The organism is Wolbachia endosymbiont (group B) of Eucosma cana (genome assembly GCF_947250645.1).
GTDB lineage: Bacteria > Pseudomonadota > Alphaproteobacteria > Rickettsiales > Anaplasmataceae > Wolbachia.
Genome location: NZ_OX366334.1, coordinates 787648 through 812571, shown reverse-complemented (window position 1 = coordinate 812571; position 24924 = coordinate 787648). Strand labels below are relative to the sequence as shown.

Here is a 24924-nt window from a genome sequence, read left to right as displayed (position 1 = left end):
ACCTGTTGAAGCTATAATTATAACTAATTAAATTGGATTTATTTATATGATTGCTAATCGTAAAAGCAGTGTTAAGCAGAAAAGCAACAAGAATAACATAGTTGGAAGCCTTGATGTAATAAAAACAGCGGGAGAGCTCTCACTTCAAAAAGGTTTGGATTTTAATATTATAATAAATGCACTTAAAAGTGCTATCGAAGCAGTAGCTCAACAAAAGTATGGTAGCAAAAGTAAAATTGTAGTTAATATAGATAAAAACACAGGCAAAGTTACCTCATATAGACAACTAAAAGTCATTAATGATGAATCAAATGAAAATGAGTGTGACTTAATTAAGTTGACACAAGCTAAGTTAATAAAAGAAGATGCAAAAGTTGGAGATACTATTAGTGAGTTGATTTCTCTTAACACTGATCTTGTTTCAGCAAGAATTGCCCAGCAAAAGATTTCTGAAATAATCAAAGATGAAGAGTTAAAAAAGCAATATGAGGAATTTAAAGATAAGGTAGGAGAAATGAGGTATGGCATCGTTAAACAAGTAGAATATTCAGATCTTATTATAGACATAAACGGAATTGGAGCATACCTCCCTTTACGAAACTTAATTGGTGGTGAGTCATTTCGTGAAGGCGATAAGGTTAAAGCTTACATACAGGCTGTTAAGCGCTCTGACGATGGACGTCAAATCATTCTTTCTAGGGCTCATGAAGGCTTTTTAGAGGCATTGTTGAATCAAGAAGTACCAGAAGTTGCTGACGGATTGATAACAATTAAGGGTATAGCTAGAGACGCTGGTTCAAGATCTAAAGTTGCTGTTTTTTCATCTGATAAGAATATCGATCCAGTAGGTGCTTGCGTTGGAGTTAAAGGAGATAGAATAAAAACTATTATACACGAATTAAACGGTGAAAAAATCGACGTCATACATTACTCATCAGATTTGGGTCAATTTGTTATTAAAGCCATTACTCCTGCAGAAGTATCAAAGGTCATTATTGACGAAAATGAAAATTGTATAGAGTTAATAGTTGCTGAAGATCAATTGAGTTTAGCTATAGGAAAAAAGGGTCAGAATGTAAGATTAGCTTCAGAGCTTGTTGGATGGAAAATTGAGATATTAAGCACTCAACAAGAATCAGAAAGAAGAAATAAAGAATTTAGTCAATGTTCAGTTTTATTTGCTGAAGCTTTAAATTTAGAAGAGATTATGGGCCAATTATTGGTAACAGAAGGTTTTTCAAGTGTAGAAGATATATCTAACACTTCAATTAAGGAACTTGCTTCAATAGAGGGCTTCAATGAAGATATTGCAAATGAACTTCATAATAGAGCAAACAATTACCTGAGAGCAGAGAATGATAGAAAAATAGAAGAGCTAAAAAATTTAGGTATGGAAGACGATGTAATCAACTTAGCCTTATCAATAGATAATAAAATTGCTCTTAGTAAACATAATATTAAAACTTTAGAGGACATAGCAGATTTATCAAATTATGAGTTTTATAGCATACTCTCTTCCTCAACTAATAATAAAAATAATCTAAAAGATACAGCAGATTTAATAATCATAGAAGCACGTAAAAAGCTTGGATTAATATAAAAACAATATGAATAATGAAGATATCAGTAATAAAAAATTAACCCTACAAGGCTTAAGCAAGCTTAAATTAGACATTAATTTAAACTCTTTAGATAGTCAAAGTACTGGTACTACAATAGTAAAAAAAAGAAGAAAAATTCATTCTGCAGAAGAATATAGTTTATTTGACGAGAGTAAATCAGGCTCTTTAACTGAAAAAGAACAAATTTCCCGCATTAATGCTGTACAGAATGCTACTTTGCTGAAAGAAAGGAATCAGAGAGAACAAGAAGAGAAAATAAAAAAAGAAGAAAGCAATCAAGAAGCTGAAGATAAAAATGAATCACACTCTGTACCTAAAGAAATAAATAAGGAAGTTTTAAGTAATACTAACTCAGTTGAACAAAAAGAAGATAGTATTGAATATGAGAACAATAATAAAAAGTCTTTTAAAGCTAGCAAAGATATATACTCTAAGCATTCTAAGCTAGTAATTACACAGGCAATAGATGAAAGAAATGAACACCTCCCTGTATTTAAGCAAAAATTTGGTATAAGAAGTAAACAATCAAAGTTTACTAAGGGTAAAAATATAGCAAGAGAAGTTATTATACCAGACAAAATAACTATCAGGGAGTTATCTATTCGTATGGCAGAAGATAGCAAGAGTGTGCTAAAAATGCTCAAAGAAGAAGTTGGGGAGAGCTATAGAGTAGATGATCTAGTAGATCCAGATATAGCATGCGAAATAGCAAAAAAATTTAATCATACGGCTAAACGAGTAAGTGATGCTGATAAAGAAAAGAATTTACTCTTCATAAGCAACAGAGAAAACTTACCTAAAAGACCAAAACCACCTATCGTTACTTTTATGGGACATGTGGATCATGGTAAAACATCATTGCTTGATGCATTTCGTGAATCCAATGTTGCAGAAAGAGAGTCAGGTGGCATCACTCAACATATAGGTGCTTATCAATTAACGACAAAAAATAAGCAAAAAATTACTTTCATTGATACACCAGGGCATGAGGCGTTTACTGCAATGCGTGCACGTGGTGCCAATATTACTAATATAGTTGTGATAGTAGTTGCAGCTGATGATGGAATCATGAAACAAACAGTTGAAGCAATAAACCATGCAAAAGCAGCAAATGTCTCTATTATAGTTGCCATTAATAAAATTGATAAATCACAACCTGGCGATGTAGAAAGAATAATTAATAGTTTGCCTCAGTATGACCTCATCCCCGAAGAACTTGGTGGTGATGTTATAATTGTGCCAGTATCAGCAAAAAAGAAAATCAACTTAGATAAACTAGAAGAGGCAATTTTATTAATTGCTGAATTAATGACGCTAGAAGGAATAGAGGATTGTCGAGCACTTGGATGGGTAATAGAGTCCAAAATAGATAAAGCTAAAGGAATATCAGCTACATTAATAGTTGAAGAAGGGACATTAAAGATTGGTGACATATTGGTAGTTGGTACAACATACAGCAAAGTACGCAGTATGGTTAATCACCTTGGTCAAAGAGAAAAAGCGGCACTACCTTCTACTCCAGTTGAAGTTACTGGTTTAAATGGTGTACCAAATGCTGGAGATAAATTTGTTGTTGTAAACTCTGAAAGGCAGGCTCGTGAAATTGTTGAATACAGGTTAGAATTAATCAAGAAAAAGCAAGAAGATTTAGACGACAGTAATTTAGATATATTCAGTCGTAATGATAGTGAAACAGAAGAACTATCTGTAGTTTTAAAGTGCGATGTCACTGGTTCTATTGAAGCAATATCAAGCTCAATTGATAAGCTTGGTAAAGAGCAAGTGAAATTAAATATTCTACACAAAGCAGTAGGAGGAGTAACAGATTCAGATGTGCTGCTTGCAGAAGCATCAAGCGCAGTAATTTTAGCTTTTAATGTAAAAGTGGATTCAAAAATAAGAGAATTAGCAAAACAAAAAGGTATAGAAATACATACTTACAATATAATATATGAGCTTATTGAAGACATGAGGATGTATCTAACTAAAATGTTAAAGCCTGTTACACGAGAGGTTCGTGTTGGTTCTGCATCTGTAAGGCAAATATTTAATGCATCCAAAGCCGGTAATATAATCGGATGTTATGTCACTGATGGAGTTATAAAAAAAGATTCTTTAATTAAGGTAGTACGTGGCAGCAAATTGGTGCATGAAGGAAAGTTAAAAGCACTACGTAGATTTAAAGATGATGTTAAAGAAGTGGGTGTAAATTTTGAATGCGGAATATCGCTAGAGGGTAATATCGATATTAAAGTTGGAGACATTTTGGAAGCTTATCAATTAGTGCAAGAAGAAAGGACGTTATAGTAGTTGAATATGAAAAAGGAAATTAGAAACCTAAAAGTAGCATCGGTATTACACAGGGCAATATCAAAAGTCTTAATGGAAGGTAATGTTCTTAATGAAAAAGTAGTAGTATCTGATGTAAAGCTAAGCAAAGATTTGAAGAAAGCAGATGTATATATTGTGTTATCTTCATTAAACATCCAAAATGATAATGATGATATCAGCACTGTTGTTAATGAAATGAACCAATCTGCATGGTCAATACGTAAATCTATATTGTGTTATGTTGATTTGCGATTTATACCTGAGTTAGTTTTTAAGCCTGATTTAGCATTCGATAATTTTGTCAATGTAAGCAAAATATTACATAATCACACTTAATTAATGTATTTCAACCATTATTTCTCATTAATGAGAATACACAGTTTAACAGGTTTATGGCTTGTGCTATTTTCTAGCTTAAGCGGCATTCTTTTAGCCTCAACTTCTCTATCGTATCAGGCTCTTTTTCTCCTTGTTTTGTTTACTATAGGTGCATTTTTAATGAGACCCGCAGGGTGCATAATCAATGATATCTTCGATAGAGAAATAGATGCGCACGTTGAACGAACAAAATATAGGCCACTTGCAAGTGGTGCATTAAACATAAAGCAGGCTTTGGCTTTACTTTCACTGTTACTGTCTATTGCCCTGGTAATCTTATTATTAACCAATAAAACTACTCTTATACTTGGAATAATTTCAATGTGCATGATAGTTATCTATCCCTTGCTAAAGCGTTACGTTTGGTGGCCACAATTATTTTTAGGGTTTACTTTCAACATGGGATCACTCATGGGTTCAGCAGCAATAACAAACCAGATTAGCATAGAATCCTTGCTATTTTATATAGGATGCGTCTTTTGGACGCTTAGTTATGATACTATATACGCTCATCAAGATAAAAAAGATGATGAGAAATTAGGAATGAAATCTACTGCATTATATTTTGGCAATACAACAAAATCTTGGTTGAAAAGATTTTATTTAATATCCTTAATGGCATGGTTGTACGCTGGTATACTATCATCATTAAATAACATCTTTTATATTGCTTTACTTGCCATAGGATTCATATTTCACCACCAACACAAAAATTTCAATCCAGACGATTCTAATCAATGCATGTCCATATTTAAAAATAATTCCCAGATAGGACTCTTGCTCTTTTTCGGTATCCTTTTAGATAGAATTGTAAATTCTACTTTTGTATCCGTTCAGATGCATGGCTAATGTGTAAATATCGAAGCAAAAATGTTGTCATTCCAGTGTCAAGTACTGGGATGACAGAGAAAGCATCATATTGAAATGACACCATTTATTTCTATGGCTGTCTTTTCTATCTTATTTTGTCACCCTGCTGAACGGATTCTACTTTTTAGAACATATCTTGAAAGGAAATCAGGAAGATAATATGATAGGATCAGTAAAAAATATATCCAGGTGATGTAAGTGACAAAGAATGGAAATTTCTTGAGCCAAGAGTTGCACAAGGTGTGGCCAAGAAAGCACAAAATAAGAACGATTATTAATGTTATACAATACATAATGAAAGGTATTTGCCAGTAGAGCAAAAGATTTTCCTCTATGGAAGACAGTGTATGATTATTTTTTTAGGTGGCGTAATAGTCACACATTGCTTGAATGCATACAAAACAAAGGCTGGTGTGCCCATTGATGTTATAAGATCAAATTACCAACCTTTTACTAGATGAAATCAAAAAGCTAAGGAATTAAGCCTTACCTTGATTTATTAAACCTCTATCCTGAATTAAATGACCTTGAACAGAAGTATTACTTAAATAACTTTGAGGCTCTAAGTTTATTTGCTGTTCTTCAACTTCTAATGTACTATCTCTATTGTGTAATATCTGCTCTATTGATTGATTTACTATTAAATCTAGTTCCTTATTAAATATAACCATAAATTTGTTAAACTTCTTTGGACTTAACTTACCTGCTTCTCTATCGTGGCATGCTTGCTCTACATATGAGTTTAAAACTCCTGAAATGTCATTAAACTTACCACCCGTGATTTTTGCAGTAACCTCTTTCTGCATTTCTACACAATCAATATTTAACCGATGCATTGATATCCCAATTTTTAATGCAGCTTGCTCTACTACTTTCTCAAATTCCTCTATAATATTTAATGCATAGCCCTGTGCTTCTAATGGTGATATAGACTGAACTACTGTGGAAATATACTTCTGACCTGTGATTTTCCTTATAAATACATCTAATAAAAGAAGTATACCGTTGTTATCAATACCTTGAACTGTAATAGCTTTAGAAGGTTCCATACTTATAGCTGCCTTAAAAGGAGAAGAAACAAACTGAAAAATACCTTTAATAGTATCTACCGTAGTGTAAGCAAAAATATTGATAAATGAAGATGGCTTACTTGTTCCGCTTGTAACTCCTATTTTATCAGGACCTATCTTATCATTTTGCAACGAATTTTCATCTTCTTGTGCAATACTGAGGCGATTATGGACACGTGTTGATAGGGAGCTGCTTTCTTCTTGCAAGTTAAGATGTTGGGTGATTTCTTCATTTCTTCTTATTCTTTCTTCTAGAAGGTTTCGTATTTCTAAGCTGTTTTCTTCATTAAGCGTATTTGCTACGGCTAAAGCTCCTCTAGCATCAACATAATCACTTTTATCAAGAATGAGCTTAACTACACCCAAATTGCCACGAGCAGCTGCAGTATGCAAAGGTGTCCAACCATTCTCATCTTTAGCGTTAACATTAGCACGCTTATTTATAAAAAGACCAGCTACTTGTAAATTATCATGAAGAGCAGCCCAGTGCAGAGGAGTAGCGCCATCATTGTTCTTAGCATTAACATTGGCTCCTTTCTCTATAAGCTTTTCTGCTGTACCTAAGCAACCATTAAAAAAAGCAGCATAGTGCAGAGGGACATTGTCATATTTATTCTTCTCATTAACATTAGCCCCTTTCTCTATAAGCTTTTCTACTATACTGACATTCTGATTAAGAGCAGCCCAGTGCAGAGGAGTAGCGCCATGATTATTCTTAGCATTAATATCAGCTCCTCTCTCTATAAGCTTTTCTACTACCTGTAATTTATCTGCAAGAACAGCTAAATGTAGAGGAGTATTGCCTCTATTGTCCCTGGCATTAACATCATCCCCTTTATTGATAAGATCCGCAACTTGATTAGCATCTCCACTACGTACAGCAGCAAATAATTCATTAATCATTTAACCCTCGATAAAAACCACTCAATTTCAAAGTAAGAAAAAAATCTTTTTCTGAATAAAACAGCTACCTCATAATATAAAGAAAAATATTTTCACTATCATATTTATTATACATAAAAAATTAATAGCTCAATATACTTTTCATAAAATACTCCATCTCTAAAACTTGTCAATCCCTATTTAGAAGTTTTTTTGATAATCTTTAATGAAAGTTCTTAACGAATTAATACTGACTTAATAGTATATATTACTAATAACTTAGACAACACAATCACTTCCGCAACCAAAACCAGCTATTGTAAGAAGATTTTATTTTGAGATCGTATGTTCTACCGCTTGATTCGTGCGAACTTTTGTTTGTATGAATTCATTATTTTATTTCTTGGCTTAACATACTTTTCTGAACATTTCTCAGCATTTCGTTGCTTTGTCTCTTTTTCCATTTCCTGATTCAATATTTACACATGAAATTTTTCTCCGAGGATGCTTTGATGGTGGTTCATATCCAGAAGGTCCTGGCTGTGATTTTGATAAATCTTCTGTTGCCTCAAATTTTCGCTTCTTTACTTGATAAGATTCATCTGTTTCTTGACAGGTACTATAAGAAATAAGGTTTGATTCCACTTTATCAAGCATTTCCTTACTACTATAACTTATCACAGTTTCAAGACATATCTTCTTGAATTCCTCAGAAGAAGATGCATGGCTCCCAGTTATATGGTAAATCATTTTATGATTGTAAGTAAGCTGCTAACATTGCATATTGTTCTTCTGGCGATCCTGCTCTATCCAATAGAAACTCCAATACTTCAATATCAACTTCAGCGGCAGCTTCTCTAAATGCTTCATAATTATTAGCCGCCAACATTGCATGTCGTTCTTCTGGTGGTCCTGCTCTATCCAATAAAAATTCCAACACTTTAATATCAACGTGAACAGCATTTACCCTAAATGCTTCATAATTATTAGCCGCCAACATTGCATGTCGTTCTTCTGGTGATCCTGCTTTATTTAATAGCAGCTCCAACACTTCAATATTCCCTTCACTGGTAGCTATTCTGAACGCCTGACAATTATTAGCCACCAACATTGCATGTCGTTCTTCTGGTGATCCTGCTCTATCCAGTAAAAACTCCAATGCTTTAATATTACTTTCAGCAGCAGTTTCTCTAAATGCTTCATAATTATTAGCCGCCAACATTGCGTGTTGTTCTTTTGGTAATTTTGCTCTATCCAGCAGCAACTTCAATACTTTAATGTTATCTTCACTGATAGCTTCCCAAAACGCTTCATAATCATTAGCCGCCAACATTTTATGCTGTACATCTAGTAATTTTGCTTTGTCCAACAGAAACTCCAACGTTTCAATATCACCACCATCATTTGCAGCTTCTCTAAATGCTTCACAATTATTAGCTACCAACATTTTACGCTATACATCTGATGATTCCGTTCTATTTAATAGAAGTTCCAGTACTTCAGTGTGCCCGGCATAAGCAGCTTTTCTAAATCCTTCATAATTATTAGCTGCCAACATTTTATGCTGTACATCTAGTAATTTTGCTCTGTCCAACAGAAACTCCAATACTTTAATATTACTTTCAGCAGCAGCTTCTCTAAATGCTTCATAATTCTTCATTGCTAACATTTCATGTAGCTCTTCTGGTAATTCTGCTCTATTCAGCAGAAGCTCTAATACTTCAGCATTATCATTACCGGCAGCTTCTCTAAATGCTTCATAATCATTAACTGCCAACATTTTATTCTGCACACCTAGTAATTTCGCCCTGTCCAATAGAAATTTCAACGTTTCAATATTACCTTCAGCAGCAGCTTCTCTAAATGCTTTATAATTATCAGCCGCCATTAACATTTTATATTGAATATTTTTCTGTGATTGTTGTGTTTCATTCATAAATTACGTCTAACCTATAGATACATTATGCAGCATAAATAATTAATATTCTTTAACTGTAATAGTTTAGACTTGATCTGACAGGCATGAATTAACTGACAGAAGAATCGACGAAGTCAAAACCGATATCAGAATCTATTTTAATGTTATCAATATTTTTTTGGTAAGCAATATGCATACTATCAAAAAAGGTCTGCATAGCAGTACTTACCGGAATGAGGTCTAGTTCTGTTGTAAGAATGCAGCCAATCTAACTGAAGCTCCTCCAAAGTACTATAAATCTTTTTCCTGAAGATAATATTGTAACATTCATCTTGCATAGTTCTATGAAACCTTTCACATATACCATTAGTCTGTGGAGAATAAGCTTTGGTTCTAGAATGATCAATATTTTCTACTCCCAAATATAACTGGTACGCATGATTCCCTGGTTTGCCACAATACTCTGTACCCCTATCAGTTAAAATGCGTAGCAATGGAACTTTCTGTTCATCAAAAAATGGTATATTGAGAAGATCTGCAGCTGTGATAGCAGTTTTCTCCGTATAAAGCTTAGCGAAAGCCACTCTAGAGTAGGTGTCAATAAAAGTTTGTTGATACAATACCTTTGATATTGCCTACATAATAGGTATCTTGACTACCTAAGTATCCAGGGTGTTGTGTCTCAATTTCGCCATTGGCTTCTTTTTGTTCCTTAGTTTTTTCTAAAGCAGCAACTTGCTCCTCTGTTAAAATTATACCGTCTTGGACCACCTTTGCTTCCAGGGCTTTCAATCTCTTTTTAAAATTTTCGAGTTTGCCATATTGACCTTATGCCGCTAGCAGATATTAGAATTCCTTTTTTCTTTAATTCATTAGCTGCTCTTTCTTGTCCATATGCTGGAAACTCTACTAACTACTGCTTCTTCTGTATCCTTTGGTACTCTATTGGCAAGTAATGGTTTGCTTTTGTTTATCTCGTATAATGCTTTTTCCCCTCCTGTTTCATACAGCTCTTTGAAGCGGTAAAATGTATCCCTTCATTACTCTACACGCCTGTGATACATTTCCTAATTGCTTTGCAAGTTCTAGCAACCCCAACTTTGGTTTTAGTATTTTTTCTTGTGTTTTACTCATATCTGACACTCCTTTAAAATTTATTTATATTTTTATCTTACTTTGTTAATCTGTCAGATCAAGTCTAAACTATTACAACTAAATTATAAGACTGAAAATAATCCAGAGTCAAAATTATTGCTAGGAGTACAAGGATTAGTCTCAGAATACGAATGTGCAAAGATTATAATGCACCCATTTGTCTAGACCATTTTTTTCAAAGTGATCCGATTTTTAAAATGAATATGTTGATAAATACTTTAAATGTGTGTCGACGTATTTATCAACATATTCATTTTAAAAATCGGATCACTTTGAAAAAAATGGTCTAGACAAATGGGTGCATTATAGAAACTACAAGAAGGCATATTACTGCTCCAAAGGGCAGAAGAAATTGGCATTCAGGTACAGTGTGTAGAATGTTGAGGAATCCAGCATACAAAGGACAAGCAGCATTTGGTAAAACGAATCAATAAAAAAAGAAGTGAGAGCAATATGGAAAGTGAGGAAAAAAAGTTATTCCATTTATCAAACTGAGAAAAAGAATTGGATTCATATAGAAATACCAAATATAGTTGAAATTTGATATAGTACAAGAGCAACTATCTGAAAATAGAAAAAGAGCAAGAATGCAACGAAGTGGGAGAAGGTACCTATTACAAGGGCTAATGGTGTGTCAGTGTTGTAAATACATTTATTATGGAATGAGTAATGTTAAAGGAGGAAGAAGTTACTATCGATGCCCTGGAACGGATGCAAATCGTTTTGGTGGGAATAGAGTGTGTAACAGCAAATCAATACAAGTTGATATACTAGAAGAAGCAGTATGGGAAGAAGTAAAGATGGTACTCAAAGAACCAGAAGCAATGACTAAGGAATATCAGCTCAGACTCGTGAAACATGAAAGTACAGAGGCAAAGGATGAACTTGAAAAGCGTGCAAATAAAATAGAACAAGGTATAGAAAGATTAGCTTATGTATATGCAAGAGGTCATATAACGAAGGAAAAATATGACTTAGAAGTTGAGAGCATGGCAAAGGAGTTAAAAGGAATTAGAGATCAAAGGGAAGAAATGGTCGATGAAAAGAGGCTACAGAGGGAATTAGATTTTATCACAAGTAGTGTAGAAAGTTTTTCCTCTGAGGTTGAGTTGGAACTTAATCAGGCGGATTGGGAAACTAAACTTGATATAATAAGAAAATTAGTTCAACGCATTGAAGTTGATGATGATAACGTGCATGTAGTGTTTCGGCTGAAAGAACTCGCTCTCGAAAGGCAAAAAAAAAGTGTTCAACATTGTATCGGGAGTCCAGTGTCAAGTACTGGAATGACACCATCTGCTACCTACAAACCCAATGTTCGTACAGTTGTATGTCAAACACTGACTGTTTGTTGTGCAAGCTATCCAATGTTCATACACTGAAGTGTTTAGGCTCCAAGTTCTCTTTAAAGGTCCAATAGATGCTTGAATGTAAAAATCTATCCTGTGCTCGTAATAACAAAGTATTATTTAAAAACCTCAATTTTAAAGCTGAACCAAAATCAAAAATCTTAATCACTGGTCCAAATGGTAGCGGCAAAACCAGCTTAATCAGAAGTTTATCTGGACTTTTGCCGCCAGTGTCAGGTAATATAATGTACTGTGGAAAAGACATATATGATGACCTAAAATCCTATATACCTTCCATGGTCTATATAGGCCATAAAAATGCCTGTAAAGATAGCTCAACAGTTGGTGAAAACATACAATTCTGGGCAAGAATACGGAATACTAGAGAATTAATTATGGCAGCCGTTTGTTGCTTACAGTTGCAACCTGTACTTAATATCAAATATAGTGAACTTTCTGCAGGTTGGAAAAGAAGAGTTGCGCTTGCTCGCCTCTTAATTTCTAATGCAAACGTTTGGCTGATAGACGAACCATTTTGTAATCTCGACAGTGCAACGTGTGAATTAATATTAAATCTAATCTCAATACGCTCTGAGCAAAACGGTATAGTAATTATTACAGGACATAGCTCTACAGAACAACTGTGTGACTTCAAGACAATCGATATACGTGATTTTAACAGACCTCTTGTATAATTTTTGGCCTTAAAATTAACTGTAATAGTTTAGACTTGATCTGACAGGCATGAATTAACTGACAGAAGAATCGACGAAGTCAAAACCGATATCAGAATCTATTTTAATGTTATCAATATTTTTTTGGTAAGCAATATGCATACTATCAAAAAAGGTCTGCATAGCAGTACTTACCGGAATGAGGTCTAGTTCTGTTGTAAGAATGCAGCCAATCTAACTGAAGCTCCTCCAAAGTACTATAAATCTTTTTCCTGAAGATAATATTGTAACATTCATCTTGCATAGTTCTATGAAACCTTTCACATATACCATTAGTCTGTGGAGAATAAGCTTTGGTTCTAGAATGATCAATATTTTCTACTCCCAAATATAACTGGTACGCATGATTCCCTGGTTTGCCACAATTATAATGCACCCCATAAACTAGACCAAAAAAAAATGGTTGATCCGAGTAGGAAGGTAAAGGGGTAAAAGTATGGCAACAAAAAAATATGAACCAGAGTTAAAAGCAAAGATAGCTTTGGAAGCAATAAAAAATCAAAAAAGCACAGCTGAGATATGTAGTGAATATAAAATACCATCAACAAATCTATATGATTGGCGTGATAGAGTATTGGCAAGGTTAAAAGACCTATTTGTTGAAGAAAGTGAAAGTGCGAGAAAACAAAGAATCTTAGCGCAAGAAATAGAAAGTTTACATAAAGTAATAGGAGAATTGACAGTGGAAAATAGCTATTTGAAAAAAAAATTACTGAAATAAGCAAAAAAGATAGAGTAAGGTTTATAGAAAAAGATTCTGATCTGTCAATTAGGAAACAGGCTGATTTATTGGGGATTTGCAGATCTAGCCTATATTATAGGCCTATAATTAATAACGAAAGTGAAGTAGCAAATTTGATTCAAGAAGTATATTTGGCTTCTGATTGCCGTTATGGATATCGTAAAATTACTGCTGAAATCATAGCGAGTGGAGTAGTAGTCAATCACAAAAAAATCTTAAGAATTATGAAAAAAATGAAGATTAGTGGGCTGTATTGTAGAAAAAGATGTAATACAAGTATTAAAGAAAAAAAGCATAAAATATATCCTTATTTACTCAAAGATTTGATTATTTGTAGAGTTAATCAGGTATGGGCTACTGATATAACATATATTATGGTAGAAGGTAAGTTTATCTATTTTGTGGCAATAATGGACTTGTATAGTCGCTATATTATTGCTCATTCATTATCACCATATCTCGATGCTGGATTTTGCCTTTATACTCTCAAAGAAGCTCTAAAACAAGGTAAACCTGAGATTTTTAATAGTGATCAGGGGGTGCAGTTTACTAGCTACAACTTTATTATGGAATTAGAGCGTGCTAATATTAAAATCAGTATGGACCATAAAGGACGTTGCTTCGACAATATATTTGTTGAGCGCTTATGGAGAACTTTAAAGCAAGAAGCTATATATTATTATAGACCAAATAGTATCAGAGATTTAAATCTTATAATAAATGATTTTGTTGCTTGGTATAACTATAGAAGGCGACATCAGACTCTACATTATAAAGTTCCTGCTGATCTTTATTATCATAAACAGTAAATGAATATATTGATAAATACTTTAAATGTGTGTCGACGTATTTATCAACATATTCATTTTAAAAATCGGATCACTTTGAAAAAAATGGTCTAGACAAATGGGTGCATTATAAGCTTTAGTAAAACTTAATCTATATAGATTCGGTGGAATAAGATTATTCACAATTGATGCAAACTGACCTGCTATTTTGCCCACTTTTCGTGTTTTTGAATCTGGTTTTGCTTCTTCAGAATATTCAAATATCTTTTTCTCAAATTCTTTAACAAAAGTCTTAACAAAAAAAGTTGCTTTTTTCACTATTTCATCACTTGTAATGCTTATACAGCTAAACATTTCTTCATCATCAGTCGATGTACTACTGCTGCCTATAGATGAAGATCTTGTTACTCTAGGGCTCTCCTGACTTCGTCCACACTGAAGTTCTTCACTAGATAATATATTTTCATAATCAACTATTGCTGATCCAGCATCTACATAATCCATTTGATTATCTGCTACTTGTTCTCCTATATTTTCTTTACCTAACATAAAACCGCCTATATTTTAATATTCATATTTTGATTGTTTTGTCGTAAACCTCTTTTCTGAAGATTGATTTCAACATTTGATTCTTATGCAGCTGTACCAAACCAATTTGCTGTAGAAACCTTACAGTAATCCTAAGTAACTTTAATTGCTGAGTAACAGTGTGCTTTTCTTTTGACTTCTGACTAAAATAGATATATTCTTAAAAAATCGAGAATTGCTTTCTGAGTGATATACATAATACAATGCATCTAACTCACACCCCATGTTTTCATTACGTTAGACTGCATTGTAGCTAAAAAGATCTAGCAAAGCAAGAATTTTTTTGCATACTTTAGCATCTTATTTTAGTTTTTATTTTAAAACTAAAGCAGCTCAGTTTCATGTACTTTTATTTCTTTATCGACTGTTATTTTTCTTCTTCAATGCATCTATGAGTAATGATAACGTGGACGGTAAAGCTTGTAAAGCAATTTTTTTATATAGCAAGATTCAGCTATTTAATAAAAAGATCGTGGCTAGACCAAAAAATATAAGAGCTGAGAGAATATCAGTTGTTGCTGATGTTAAGATTGAAGACGAAACAGCAGGATCGGATCTAAAACGATGAAGCATTATAGGAATGAAAGTTCCGATGAACGTTGCAATAATTGACATCATAATCATGGAGACCACAAAAATCATCTCCACTTTGACATTGTGAAACCTTATTGCTAACACTACTAATGAAATAGTAGATAAGATCACCCCGTTTATAAGACCTATTAAAAATTCTTTCATCAGTATTCTTTTTGCATTTTGCTCAGTTAGATATTTTGTTGCGATTGCCCGGATAGTTAGTGTTACTGTTTGGGATCCTGCATTTCCGCTCATCGATGCAATGATTGGCATAATTATTGGCAGTACTATAAAACTTTGTATTACGTTATCGAAAAAGCCAACTACTATAGAACATATTGTTGCAGCTAAGAGGTTAAACAGTAACCAAGGTAGTCTTTTAATTATAGTTTTATGTATAGGGGCATTTATATCAGATTTAGAAGATACACCGCTTATTTTAAGCACATCCTCTTCTGCTTCTTGTTGAACAATTTTGATTACATCTTCAATAAGGATTACACCTATAATTTTACCATTCTTATTTACTACTGGAGCTGATAATAGAGCGTAATCTTTAAATACTCTTGCTACTTCTTCTTGGTCCATTCCAGTTTTAATTATTTTTATATCTTGACTCATTATCTCTTTTATTATTGTTTCTCCTGAGTGAGATATTACCTTATTTAAGTTGAAAATGCCTATGGGTTCTAATTTTGAGTTAATGATGAAAATTTGATAAAATGTTTCTGGTATTTTTTTATAGTTGCGCAAGAATTCCATTAGCTGATTTATCGTCCAATAATATGGAGCTATAACCATATTTTTATGTATCAACCTTCCTGCACTTTCTTCTGGGTATGATAACAATTCCTCTACTAATTTTTGAGTTGCATTGGGTAAGTAGTTAAGTATATTTTCTATAGACTTTCTATCTAAATCTTTCACTATAGCTACTATGTCTTCTATATCAAGAAGCATTAGTAACTTTGCTGTATTTTCTATTCCCAATATTTCTATGATCTCTACTTGTAAATCTGGTACTACATGTACTAAGGCATCACTTAACAAATGTTGATCGAGGATATTAACTAATTTCTCCCTGTGATCACTGATCGAAGTAGATAAAAAATAAGCTAACTGAACGCTATCTATCGTTTTTACAATATTACGAACATTCTCTAATTCTTGATTATCGAGAGACTCTATTAAATCATCAATAGCCTTTTTGTCTAAACCATAATGAGAACTTGTTTTAATATTCATTACTTTACCTTATTTTTTTAATAAATATACACACTTGATTTTATTGAACATTCAAGTATAATAAAATTATTTTGAATTAACTATTATATGGTTAAATTTCTATTTTGTTTGCTGTTATTGTTAGTGATAATAAATATATTAAAGTCTAAAGTATAATGAAAACCCATCCAGAAATCCTTGAATACTTTCAAGGCTTAAATAAAAGTATTTCTCTTATCAGGAGGTGTCTTTGACATAGAAAAATTGAAGTTGCGTCTTGAAGAGCTGGATTCTCAAGCATCGAATGATAATCTGTGGCAAGACAATCAAAAAGCACAAGAAATTTTAAAAGAACGCTCTAAAATTAAGCATGACATAGAATCGTTTTCAAAGCTAGAAAGCGATTACAACGATGCTATCAGCTTGATGAAATCTGCTATTGATGAGAATGATGAAGAATTTTTTTCTGAAGTTAAAGGTGAGTTAGTAAAGCTAGAGAAATTAATCAAACTTAAAGAGACAGAATCTTTATTTACTGGTGAAGCAGATAACAATAACTGCTTTTTAGAAATCCACTCAGGAGCTGGTGGAACAGAGAGCAATGATTGGGCTGAGATGCTCATGCGCATGTATACAAGATGGGCAGAAATTTATCACAATTTTAAAGTTGAAGTTGTAGAAAAATTAGATGGTGATGCAGTTGGTATAAAATCTACAACAATAAAGATCATCGGAGAAAAAGCTTACGGGTGGGCAAAAAGCGAAAGTGGAGTTCATAGATTGGTTAGAATATCACCATTTGATGCAAATGGTAAACGTCATACCAGTTTTGCAAGTGTAGGAGTAACTCCAGTGATTGAAGATTCAATAGATATTGTTGTGGATGAAAAGGATTTAAAGATCGACACTTACCGTGCTTCTGGAGCAGGTGGTCAGCATGTAAATAAGACTGAAAGCGCGGTACGTATTACGCATATTCCAACAGGCGTTGTAGCTCAATGCCAAAATGGTCGTTCTCAACATAAAAATAAAGATGAAGCACTTAAACTACTTAAAGGACGTTTATATCAAATTGAATTGGAAAAAAAAGAACAGAAAATGGCCGAAGAATATGGCAAGAAATGCGATATAGGTTGGGGCAGTCAGATCAGATCGTATGTTATGCATCCATATCAAATGGTAAAGGATTTAAGGACTGGACATGAAGTTGGCAATATAAATTCCGTTTTTGATGGCAATATAGATTGTTTCATAGTTAGTGTATTGGAGTTAAAATGAGATTTATTAAAAAGCTAAGTTTTATGCTCTGCTAATAAGGGGAAAAGAAAACCAAAACCTATTGAGAAAAATGGAACAATTTTGTGAATATATCTATTATCCAAGTAGCTGATGAAAATGGCAACTCGTTTCTTATGGGCACAAAAATGTAATATGAAGAGAAATCTTCGTACATTAAGTTGTAGCCGCGCAACGTCTGCCATTGATGATTATTTCACCTACTGTAACTGCTGCTAAAATAAAGCAGTAATAAACTTGTGTTAACAAAGAAATAGGTGAGACAGAAGCAATGCTACCTGCTAGCAGCAGCTGGGAACCATAAGGCAAAATGCCTTTTGTAACGCAAGCAAAAATGTCTAACAAGTATGCACTACGGTATGACGGAATATTATGCTTTTGCGCGAGCCTTTTTGCAATATCGCCACTTAATAAAATAGCAATGGTATTATTAGCAACTAAAACAGTAAACATAGATGCTATGCCCGCTATTACAAATTCAGCTTTAGTTTTTGTGATATTGCTTTCATCGATAAGTTTGTGTAATGCCTTTTGACCCTGCTTGTACATTATATGACTCAATCCGCCAATAAATAGAGCAAATATTACTATCTCGTTTACTTTTTTGAAACCGTCATATATGTCATGAGAGAGTTGAATGATAGTATAGTCAAAAAAAGTCATCCCTAATACACTAGCAACAATTATATTTATAGTTATTGTTACTAAAGTAGTAACTTCAAATAACCCCATGATTATTAAAGAAATATAAGGAATAATCTTTATTACTGATAAATAATCTAAATTTGATGTAGGAATAATTTTTGTACTATCTGCCATAATTGCCAGATAGACAAGCGTTATAATGCTGGCAACAAATGCTACTTTAGAATTCACTTTAAGTTTATCCTTTATCGTGGCCCCCTGTGAAGAAATAGATGCAATAGTAGTGTCAGATATCATTGAAAGATTATCACCAAATACGGCACCTCCAACTACAGTTGCAGTTCCTATTTCAAGACCAAAAGCCCCACTTTTCGCTAAGTTAACAGCTATTGGTACCATTAGTACAACAACTCCCATAGACGTACCAATTGCAGTTGATATAAAAGCGGAAGCCAAAAATACTCCAGGCAGTAGTAATTTTGCTGGAAGGAAATTGAGAATTAAATCAGCAACAGTATCTGCACTACCAATTGATTGAGTCACCACAGAAAATGCTCCAGAAAATAGAAAAATTAAACACATAGTAAGGGTGTTTTTATCACCCATACCCTCAATGACAGTATCGATGTTACGTTGAATTTTATCTGCATTGCGTGCAACAGCAAAAAATAGCGCCGGTAGTAGGCAATTTATCGGTGAAACTTGGCGAAGCGGATTATCAATTCCAATAAAGGAAAAATAGATACCACTTCCAAGGTATAAGATTAAAAAAATAACCAAAGGAAAAAAAGCTGTCATTTTACTGCCTTAAAACTCATAACTATAACTATAGTAGTTTCGAAAATGAATGATAAATTTTCATTACGAGATTACCCCCTAAAAGCTGCGAGTTTGTATGTTAGTGCACTATCATTTATTTTAGAAAACACTATAGTTAAGTAGTTTTAAGCAAGTTTGGTTTTCTGTAAGTTAATACCAGTTTTTTAGACTCTCAAGTATTACGCTATGGAAAATGCGTTGACTATTGTACCATAACATATAGTATCAAAATGTTTTATAGTATGAGGTAAAGCTATGGTAATGACATATGAACAGTGGAACGTAACATTAGGTGTAATTGATCAAGAGGTAAATTTAAGTAAAGATAATGTAATTGAAAGAATAAAAGAGCTATTAAAGAAAGTAAATATACTAGAGCAAGCAGAAATATTAAGGATGTCAGAAGAGCGATCGCATGAACTAGAAACATCAAGCAAGACTCCAAGAGTACAAGAGACACAAGAGCCATTAAAAAAGAGACTAAAGGTGGTAAATGTACCGCAGACAATAGAAGAAGCAAAAAAAATACTAAAGGAGTCAAGGATATCAAACGCACAAAAAATATTAAAACGAATACTAGAAAGGTTAAGTGTACAAGAGACATCAGAAGAGCCAAAAGCAGTGGCGCTAGAGGATGTGCTAAATGCACGAAAGATCTCAAAAAAGGTACCAGTGATGCTAGATACACAAAAGATACTAGAAACACTAGAGATACTAAAGAGAGCAAGTGGAAATGTGTATAAAGAGTGGGAAGAAAATAAGTTTGATATAAATTATTGGTTTGAAGTAGATTGTCTCCATGAACGCTATTCATACACGTTATTGTATTTAGCTATTGATTTTAAGCTGGACAGTTTAATAGATGCTTTGCTTGAAGTAAAAGAAATTGATATTAACGCAAGAGGTCCATTTTCTCAATGGGATGCTTTACATTGGGCTGCTGAAACAAGCAATATAAGAGTAGTATTAGAGCTAATAAAAAGAGGGGCAGATGTTAATCAGGTGGATTCATATCAACAGACTAGTTTACATCAGCCAGCTGCAAATGGCGATGTAGAAATAACAAAAATCTTAATAAAAAATAATGCAGATGTTAATTCAGAGGATCTAGGGAGATTGACTGCTTTATATAAGGCTGCCAGTCATAGCCATACAGAAGCAGTAAAGATCTTAATGGATAGTGGAGCAAAAGTTAAAGGCAATGGAGCACTTAAGCTTACTCCTTTACATATTGCTGTCGCAAATGGCGACAAAGGAATGGTGGAAGTCATAACACAAAATGATAATAATATTGGCGAAACTATTGAGAAAGTGGATGTATTTGGATGGACTCCTTCATATTGGGCTGCTGCAAGGAATGATACATTAATATTAGAGATCCTATTAAAGAAGATATCACAATGTGGAGCAAGTGTTGATATAGAGGATATGTTAGTGGGGCGAACTCCCTTACATATTGCTGCTGCGCTTGGTAATTTGGAAGCAGTAAAGCTCTTAATACACTATAGAGCAAATGTTAACTATAAGGATACATGGGGATGGACTCCTTTTGATTGTGCTGCTGCAAGAGGCAATAAAAAAGTAATAAATTATCTAATAGCCCATGGAGCAAGTATTGAGACGAATGATTCATATAAAATACTTCTCTTTACTTCTCCACATAATCTTCGAGGGACAATAGGTACCCTAATACAACTTGAAGTGTGGAATGATGTGATGAAATTGATGGGAGCTGAGTTTTTACGTCGTGCTGCCAGACATGGTGATACACTAATGGTACATTTTCTATTAGAAGCTGGAGTAAATGCTAATGCAGGTGATGATTTAGGATCAACTGCTTTACATAAAGCTGCCAAAGGTGGCCATGCGGAAGTAGTAAGGACCTTAATTTTATATGGAGCAAATATTAATGCACAGGATAGCTCAGGGCAATCTCCTTTAGCTTATGCTTTCGAACATAGACACTGGATAGTAGTAATGACTTTACTATGTTATAACGCAAGTACTTTATTGCCTGATCACTGCGGTGAAACTATAAGAGATTTAGCTGAACGTCAAGGCATAAGTAATCTTCTAGTGGAAGCAGAACAAAGAGCACTAGATATACTTACGCGGCTTAACTTAGAATCAAGTATACTCAGAAACAAAGCATTAATGAAAGTGCAACACACAGCTTCACATATGGTGCAACACATAGCATCATATATGTTGAGAGAAATAAAATCACGTCTATCTATCAGCTTTGAATTTATGATAAGAGATCAAGCTAACCAAATTGAACAATTACAGTATAACGCTAAACTTAATGAAAAAAGAGTAGCATTTATAAATGACCAAATTAAATGTATGCAGTTAGGAACTAATACTAAAGCGTGTCCAGCTGAAATAGATGAAGTAAAAGAACAAATATTACATAGTCCTTGCAGGTGGTCATATCGCACTACAAATGTTAATGTAGGAAGAGTAACATCTTTAGCTAACGGCATTAAGTGTATGAAGTTAGGGCCTAACACTGAAGCGTGTCCAGGCCCTAGTACTAAAATGAATGGAATAAAAGAACAAAGATATAGTCCTTACAGGCGGAAATGTAACACTACAAATGTTAATGTAGGAAGAGTAACATCTTTAGCTAACGGCATTGAGTGTATGAAGTTAGGCCCTAGTACTCACCTTTCTAAGATGAAAGAAATATCATTAAAATCTTCCTCGATTATAGCAAAGTATTCGGATATTATAGGATTTTCTTTAGATCGATTTTAACCAATTACGCTCGAATGATAGATGTAGAGGTAACAGACACTGAAAGTACATTAGGTCTGATTGTGTGCTATTAGATTTCAGTGTACGCTACTTTCATTATAAGATTTCTGTAGGTAAGATGTCATACGATACCAAAACCATATTAGTAGAAGATAATAATGTTAGGCTTGATAGGTACATTAGAAGAATTTTTCCCAATTTGAAACAATCTACAATCGAAAAGTCTTTAAGGAAAGGATTAATCAAAGTCGATAATTGCAAGGCAAAATCTAGCGATAAAGTGAATTCTGGACAAACTATAACAATAAGATACTTAGATTATATTGAAAATACTAACTCTGAACGTAAATATAATGAAAAGCTAGTAAATTTGCTGAGAGAGAACATATTATATGAAGACGAATATATACTAGCTATAAACAAACCCGCAGGGGTCATTGTTCAAGGCGGCATAAAGGTAAAAATTAGCATTAGTGATTTACTTGACCAAATAAGAGAGAGAGAAATATTTAAAATTGTTCACAGGCTGGATAGGGATACAAGCGGAGTAATAATATTCGCACGCAATGCCAGCGTTGCCAAATACCTTATGGAAGAATTTAAAGGACGGAGGATAAAAAAAACTTACCTAGCATTAACTTTTGGTATACCGAGCAAAGATAATGGAACAATAGACTATCCGTTGGTGAAAAAATATATTTCAGGGCAAGAAAAAGTAGTCGTTGATGAAGATTCACCTCAAAATGCCACTACGCATTTTTCAATTATAGCAAGGTTAAAACATAATGTTGCTTATTTAAAATTACAACCAATTACTGGCAGAACTCATCAATTACGTGCACATTTAGCTCATATAAATTGTCCTATTCTTGGTGACGGTAAATATGGCGGTAAAAAAGCTTTTATTGATGGAGTAGCAAATCAGATTCACCTACATTCATATTCTTTGTCTTTAAAATTGCCAAATAATAAAGAAGTCACTATTACTGCTCCTGTCCCTAAACATATCGAAAAATCTATTGAAGCGCTATCTTTTGACTAAAGCGATTTCACCAATCAATTTTTTTGTCTTTGGCTTTAATTTGAAGTACAGATATTAGGCTAATCAATGCACAAACAGTAAGGTAAATCCCTGCAGCAAGTTTTGTTTCGGTTTTTTCTATAAGCCACATGCATACCGATGGAGAAAGGCCGCCAAAAATACCTGCAGATATGTTATGTGCGAGGCTAAAGCCGGTGCACCTAACTTTTGTTGGAAATAACTCGCAGGCAAGAGAATTATATATTCCAAAAGATGCACCTATCGGCACACTTATCAACAGAAAAGAGAGCGTGACAATATAGTGGTTATCATTTGATAATAGCGAAAGTACCGGCAAACCAGCGCAAGCTAGAGCTACTAATGTAGGAATCATTACATTTTTTCTTCCAACTTTATCAGACAGTATTGCAAATAGCACTGCGGACGTTCCAAATGTAATTTCAACTATAATCCTTACTACATTTTTAATATCAATACCTGACAGAGTAAGCGCTTTTACAGATATGTTATAAAACATTATTACCGAATAAACGATTGCATTTTGAGCGATACCAAGCCCAATTGCTAATATAAATGCTTTTTTGTAGGTTTTGATTAATTCTAAAAATGGAGAATCAGATAAGCTTCTATTTTGATCATGAATTTTATATGCTAAGCTCTCTTCCATTATATATCTTGTTAAAAAGCCTATTATGCCCATAATGAAGCAGAAATAGAAGGGCAACCTCCAGCCCCAAATTTCATAATTTTCACCTGTAAACTTTTTGCAAATAGCTATCATTACAAAGCATGTGATAGAACCGAGAGCACCACTAAACGCTTTCATGCTCCCTAAGAATCCTAGATTTTTTTTATCGCTTGAATGCTCTATTAAAAAAGCAGAGTTAACACTTGTTTCTCCACCTGCTGCCATTCCTTGTACTATCCTACAAAACAGAAGCAGTATAGGAGAAAATATTCCTATTTCTCTAAAGCTAGGTATAACCGCAATTGCAGTAGACGATATCGAAGCTAATATTACGGAAGTCAGTAAAATTTTCCTCCTGCCATACTTATCTCCAATGTAACCAAAAATAAACGCACCAAGTGGTCTAAATCCAAAGCCAATTGCAAAACTGCCAAGGAATTTGATTTTTTTTATGTAGTCGCTTTCTGATGAAAAAAAAACGTCACTTATTATATGCGTCAAAACTCCAAACAGAGTTATTTCATACCATATAATCATATTGCAGATTATACTTGATAGTATTGCTTTTTGAATATCGCTCATAATTTTTAACTCACTATAATTTAACTTACTAATAACAAGTATTTTTGTCTATAGATTGTAGTTTAGAACTTTGTAACTGTTTTAGTATAAAATTGTTTACAATATGCTCACAAGATATTCATTAAATTTTCACTATTATATTCTATATTCAACATTTATTGTAATTATGAGGTTAGTATGAGTGAAAAAGGTATAGACGTATCTCATTGGAATGGAGAGATTGATTGGTTGAAAGTTGCAAAGGATGAGGTAAGGTTTGCATTTGCCAAAGCAACTGAGGGAGAAACTTTTCAAGACACTAAATTTGGACAAAATTTTCAAAGTATGAAAGATAATAATGTGCAAGCTGGGGCATATCACGTATTTAGGATGACCTCAACACCTGAAGGTCAGTTGAATAACATAGTTAACGAACTTAAAAAAGCTAATTTTGAGCCAGGTACAAATAAGTTAGCTGTTAGTGCTACAACTGGTATTTGCGAAGGAAGAACAACAAAATGTGATGATCCTACAAAACACACTAACACACAGAGAGCCGAAAAACTTCATTCTTTATTGACTCAATTGAATGAAAAAGGATACAGTCCAATTGTATATGCTTCACCAAAAACGTGGAATGATTACTATACACAAGAAGAACATAATTTTTCTCACTACCCATTATGGGTTGCTGATTGGAGAGGAAGATCGGAGCCTGAATTACCTAAAGATTGGAAGGATGCGGGTAAAAACTATACTTATTGGAATTACACCTCTCAAGGAGAAGTAAACGGAATAGAGGGCCAAGTCCCGCTAGACCAAACTTTTTGATATCCTAAAACTATAAAGTAGTGCTAGGGCCTAGCACTACTTTAACAGAATTCAA

20 protein-coding genes and 2 pseudogenes are annotated in these 24924 nt (G+C 33.6%); 12 read left to right on the top strand and 10 right to left on the bottom strand.

Annotated features, from left to right (window positions below):
• The first annotated feature begins 46 nt into the window (after positions 1-46).
• From nusA to ubiA, 4 genes are read left to right on the top strand one after another with little or no spacing between them, the layout of a single operon-like run.
• Complete coding sequence (gene nusA / locus OOK99_RS03955; protein WP_264719453.1) at positions 47-1600, top strand: transcription termination factor NusA; 1554 nt, start codon at positions 47-49, stop codon at positions 1598-1600.
• A 7-nt stretch (positions 1601-1607) separates the two neighbouring features.
• A complete protein-coding gene (gene infB, locus OOK99_RS03950) occupies positions 1608-3929 on the top strand; it encodes a translation initiation factor IF-2 (RefSeq protein WP_264719452.1) in 2322 nt (773 codons plus the stop codon).
• Positions 3930-3938: 9 nt separating this feature from the next.
• A complete protein-coding gene (locus OOK99_RS03945; RefSeq protein ID WP_006015187.1) occupies positions 3939-4289 on the top strand; it encodes a ribosome-binding factor A in 351 nt (116 codons plus the stop codon).
• 3 nt (positions 4290-4292) lie between these two features.
• Positions 4293-5180: a 4-hydroxybenzoate octaprenyltransferase gene (gene ubiA / locus OOK99_RS03940; protein WP_108784240.1), complete on the top strand. Its 888-nt coding sequence runs from the start codon at positions 4293-4295 to the stop codon at positions 5178-5180.
• Between the two features lie 500 nt (positions 5181-5680).
• On the opposite strand, the gene OOK99_RS03935 is transcribed toward ubiA, so the two are convergent.
• The 5 genes and pseudogenes from OOK99_RS03935 to OOK99_RS03915 form a co-directional block, all read right to left on the bottom strand.
• Positions 5681-7174 carry an ankyrin repeat domain-containing protein gene (locus OOK99_RS03935; RefSeq protein WP_264719450.1) on the bottom strand — a complete coding sequence of 498 codons (1494 nt, stop codon included), beginning with the start codon at positions 7172-7174 and terminating at the stop codon, positions 5681-5683.
• Positions 7175-7585: 411 nt separating this feature from the next.
• A complete protein-coding gene (locus tag OOK99_RS03930; RefSeq protein ID WP_264719448.1) occupies positions 7586-7903 on the bottom strand; it encodes a hypothetical protein in 318 nt (105 codons plus the stop codon).
• 1 nt (position 7904) lies between these two features.
• Positions 7905-8600 carry a hypothetical protein gene (locus tag OOK99_RS03925; protein ID WP_264719447.1) on the bottom strand — a complete coding sequence of 232 codons (696 nt, stop codon included), beginning with the start codon at positions 8598-8600 and terminating at the stop codon, positions 7905-7907.
• Positions 8601-8606: 6 nt separating this feature from the next.
• Positions 8607-9089 (bottom strand): ankyrin repeat domain-containing protein, encoded by a 483-nt coding sequence (locus OOK99_RS03920; RefSeq protein WP_264719446.1) that lies wholly within the window; start codon positions 9087-9089, stop codon positions 8607-8609.
• 91 nt (positions 9090-9180) lie between these two features.
• Positions 9181-10205, bottom strand: a pseudogene (locus tag OOK99_RS03915) (IS481 family transposase).
• A gap of 323 nt (positions 10206-10528) precedes the next feature.
• On the opposite strand from OOK99_RS03915, the gene OOK99_RS07085 reads away from it, so the two are divergent.
• The 3 genes from OOK99_RS07085 to ccmA all read left to right on the top strand — a co-directional run bounded on the left by OOK99_RS07085 (position 10529) and on the right by ccmA (position 12270).
• Positions 10529-10660, top strand: coding sequence for a recombinase family protein (locus OOK99_RS07085; protein WP_406719367.1), 132 nt, complete (start codon positions 10529-10531; stop codon positions 10658-10660).
• Positions 10661-10759: 99 nt separating this feature from the next.
• The gene (locus tag OOK99_RS03910; RefSeq protein WP_264336692.1) at positions 10760-11608 is read left to right on the top strand and encodes a recombinase zinc ribbon domain-containing protein; all 849 of its coding nucleotides are present in this window, start codon (positions 10760-10762) and stop codon (positions 11606-11608) included.
• Positions 11609-11646: 38 nt separating this feature from the next.
• A complete protein-coding gene (gene ccmA, locus OOK99_RS03905; RefSeq protein WP_264330546.1) occupies positions 11647-12270 on the top strand; it encodes a heme ABC exporter ATP-binding protein CcmA in 624 nt (207 codons plus the stop codon).
• A gap of 54 nt (positions 12271-12324) precedes the next feature.
• Here ccmA and OOK99_RS03900 read toward each other — a convergent pair.
• Positions 12325-12688: pseudogene (locus OOK99_RS03900) on the bottom strand (integrase core domain-containing protein); the annotation flags it as partial.
• Between the two features lie 57 nt (positions 12689-12745).
• Between OOK99_RS03900 and OOK99_RS03895 the strand changes: the two are divergent.
• Positions 12746-13860 (top strand): IS3-like element ISWpi17 family transposase gene (locus tag OOK99_RS03895; RefSeq protein ID WP_214303219.1). Its coding sequence is split into 2 segments (ribosomal slippage): positions 12746-13019 and positions 13019-13860, totalling 1116 coding nucleotides; the frame shifts between segments, so codons are not numbered across the junction.
• A gap of 21 nt (positions 13861-13881) precedes the next feature.
• Here OOK99_RS03895 and OOK99_RS03890 read toward each other — a convergent pair.
• Both OOK99_RS03890 and mgtE read right to left on the bottom strand, forming a co-directional pair.
• Entirely contained in the window at positions 13882-14388 is a 507-nt protein-coding gene (locus tag OOK99_RS03890) for a hypothetical protein (protein WP_264719444.1), read from the bottom strand.
• Positions 14389-14877: 489 nt separating this feature from the next.
• Positions 14878-16248, bottom strand: a complete 1371-nt coding sequence (mgtE, locus tag OOK99_RS03885; protein ID WP_264719443.1) for a magnesium transporter — start codon at positions 16246-16248, stop codon at positions 14878-14880.
• Positions 16249-16403: 155 nt separating this feature from the next.
• Between mgtE and prfB the strand changes: the two genes are divergently transcribed.
• Positions 16404-17505, top strand: a protein-coding gene (gene prfB, locus OOK99_RS03880; RefSeq protein ID WP_264330491.1) for a peptide chain release factor 2 whose coding sequence is annotated in 2 segments (ribosomal slippage) — positions 16404-16469 and positions 16471-17505 — 1101 coding nt in all. Because the reading frame shifts where the segments join, the coding sequence is not laid out codon by codon here.
• Positions 17506-17679: 174 nt separating this feature from the next.
• On the opposite strand, the gene OOK99_RS03875 is transcribed toward prfB, so the two are convergent.
• Positions 17680-18966: a Na+/H+ antiporter NhaC family protein gene (locus tag OOK99_RS03875; RefSeq protein WP_264719441.1), complete on the bottom strand. Its 1287-nt coding sequence runs from the start codon at positions 18964-18966 to the stop codon at positions 17680-17682.
• Between the two features lie 276 nt (positions 18967-19242).
• On the opposite strand from OOK99_RS03875, the gene OOK99_RS03870 reads away from it, so the two are divergent.
• Together OOK99_RS03870 and OOK99_RS03865 are read left to right on the top strand one after the other, a co-directional pair.
• Positions 19243-21747: an ankyrin repeat domain-containing protein gene (locus tag OOK99_RS03870; protein ID WP_264719440.1), complete on the top strand. Its 2505-nt coding sequence runs from the start codon at positions 19243-19245 to the stop codon at positions 21745-21747.
• A gap of 118 nt (positions 21748-21865) precedes the next feature.
• Positions 21866-22789 carry an RluA family pseudouridine synthase gene (locus OOK99_RS03865; RefSeq protein WP_264719439.1) on the top strand — a complete coding sequence of 308 codons (924 nt, stop codon included), beginning with the start codon at positions 21866-21868 and terminating at the stop codon, positions 22787-22789.
• Between the two features lie 7 nt (positions 22790-22796).
• Here OOK99_RS03865 and OOK99_RS03860 read toward each other — a convergent pair whose 3' ends face one another.
• Complete coding sequence (locus OOK99_RS03860; RefSeq protein WP_264719438.1) at positions 22797-24059, bottom strand: MFS transporter; 1263 nt, start codon at positions 24057-24059, stop codon at positions 22797-22799.
• Positions 24060-24236: 177 nt separating this feature from the next.
• On the opposite strand from OOK99_RS03860, the gene OOK99_RS03855 reads away from it, so the two are divergent.
• A complete protein-coding gene (locus tag OOK99_RS03855; RefSeq protein WP_007302899.1) occupies positions 24237-24869 on the top strand; it encodes a glycoside hydrolase family 25 protein in 633 nt (210 codons plus the stop codon).
• Positions 24870-24924 lie beyond the last annotated feature (55 nt).

Excerpts from the sequence above, each read along its gene's own strand:
- nusA (WP_264719453.1), top strand. The coding sequence starts at position 47 with ATGATTGCTAATCGTAAAAGCAGTGTTAAGCAGAAAAGCAACAAGAAT.
- infB (WP_264719452.1), top strand. The coding sequence starts at position 1,608 with ATGAATAATGAAGATATCAGTAATAAAAAATTAACCCTACAAGGCTTA.
- OOK99_RS03945 (WP_006015187.1), top strand. The coding sequence starts at position 3,939 with ATGAAAAAGGAAATTAGAAACCTAAAAGTAGCATCGGTATTACACAGG.
- ubiA (WP_108784240.1), top strand. The coding sequence starts at position 4,293 with ATGTATTTCAACCATTATTTCTCATTAATGAGAATACACAGTTTAACA.
- OOK99_RS03935 (WP_264719450.1), bottom strand. The coding sequence starts at position 7,174 with ATGATTAATGAATTATTTGCTGCTGTACGTAGTGGAGATGCTAATCAA.
- OOK99_RS03930 (WP_264719448.1), bottom strand. The coding sequence starts at position 7,903 with ATGATTTACCATATAACTGGGAGCCATGCATCTTCTTCTGAGGAATTC.
- OOK99_RS03925 (WP_264719447.1), bottom strand. The coding sequence starts at position 8,600 with ATGTTGGTAGCTAATAATTGTGAAGCATTTAGAGAAGCTGCAAATGAT.
- OOK99_RS03920 (WP_264719446.1), bottom strand. The coding sequence starts at position 9,089 with ATGAATGAAACACAACAATCACAGAAAAATATTCAATATAAAATGTTA.
- ccmA (WP_264330546.1), top strand. The coding sequence starts at position 11,647 with ATGCTTGAATGTAAAAATCTATCCTGTGCTCGTAATAACAAAGTATTA.
- OOK99_RS03890 (WP_264719444.1), bottom strand. The coding sequence starts at position 14,388 with ATGTTAGGTAAAGAAAATATAGGAGAACAAGTAGCAGATAATCAAATG.
- mgtE (WP_264719443.1), bottom strand. The coding sequence starts at position 16,248 with ATGAATATTAAAACAAGTTCTCATTATGGTTTAGACAAAAAGGCTATT.
- OOK99_RS03875 (WP_264719441.1), bottom strand. The coding sequence starts at position 18,966 with ATGACAGCTTTTTTTCCTTTGGTTATTTTTTTAATCTTATACCTTGGA.
- OOK99_RS03870 (WP_264719440.1), top strand. The coding sequence starts at position 19,243 with ATGGTAATGACATATGAACAGTGGAACGTAACATTAGGTGTAATTGAT.
- OOK99_RS03865 (WP_264719439.1), top strand. The coding sequence starts at position 21,866 with ATGTCATACGATACCAAAACCATATTAGTAGAAGATAATAATGTTAGG.
- OOK99_RS03860 (WP_264719438.1), bottom strand. The coding sequence starts at position 24,059 with ATGAGCGATATTCAAAAAGCAATACTATCAAGTATAATCTGCAATATG.
- OOK99_RS03855 (WP_007302899.1), top strand. The coding sequence starts at position 24,237 with ATGAGTGAAAAAGGTATAGACGTATCTCATTGGAATGGAGAGATTGAT.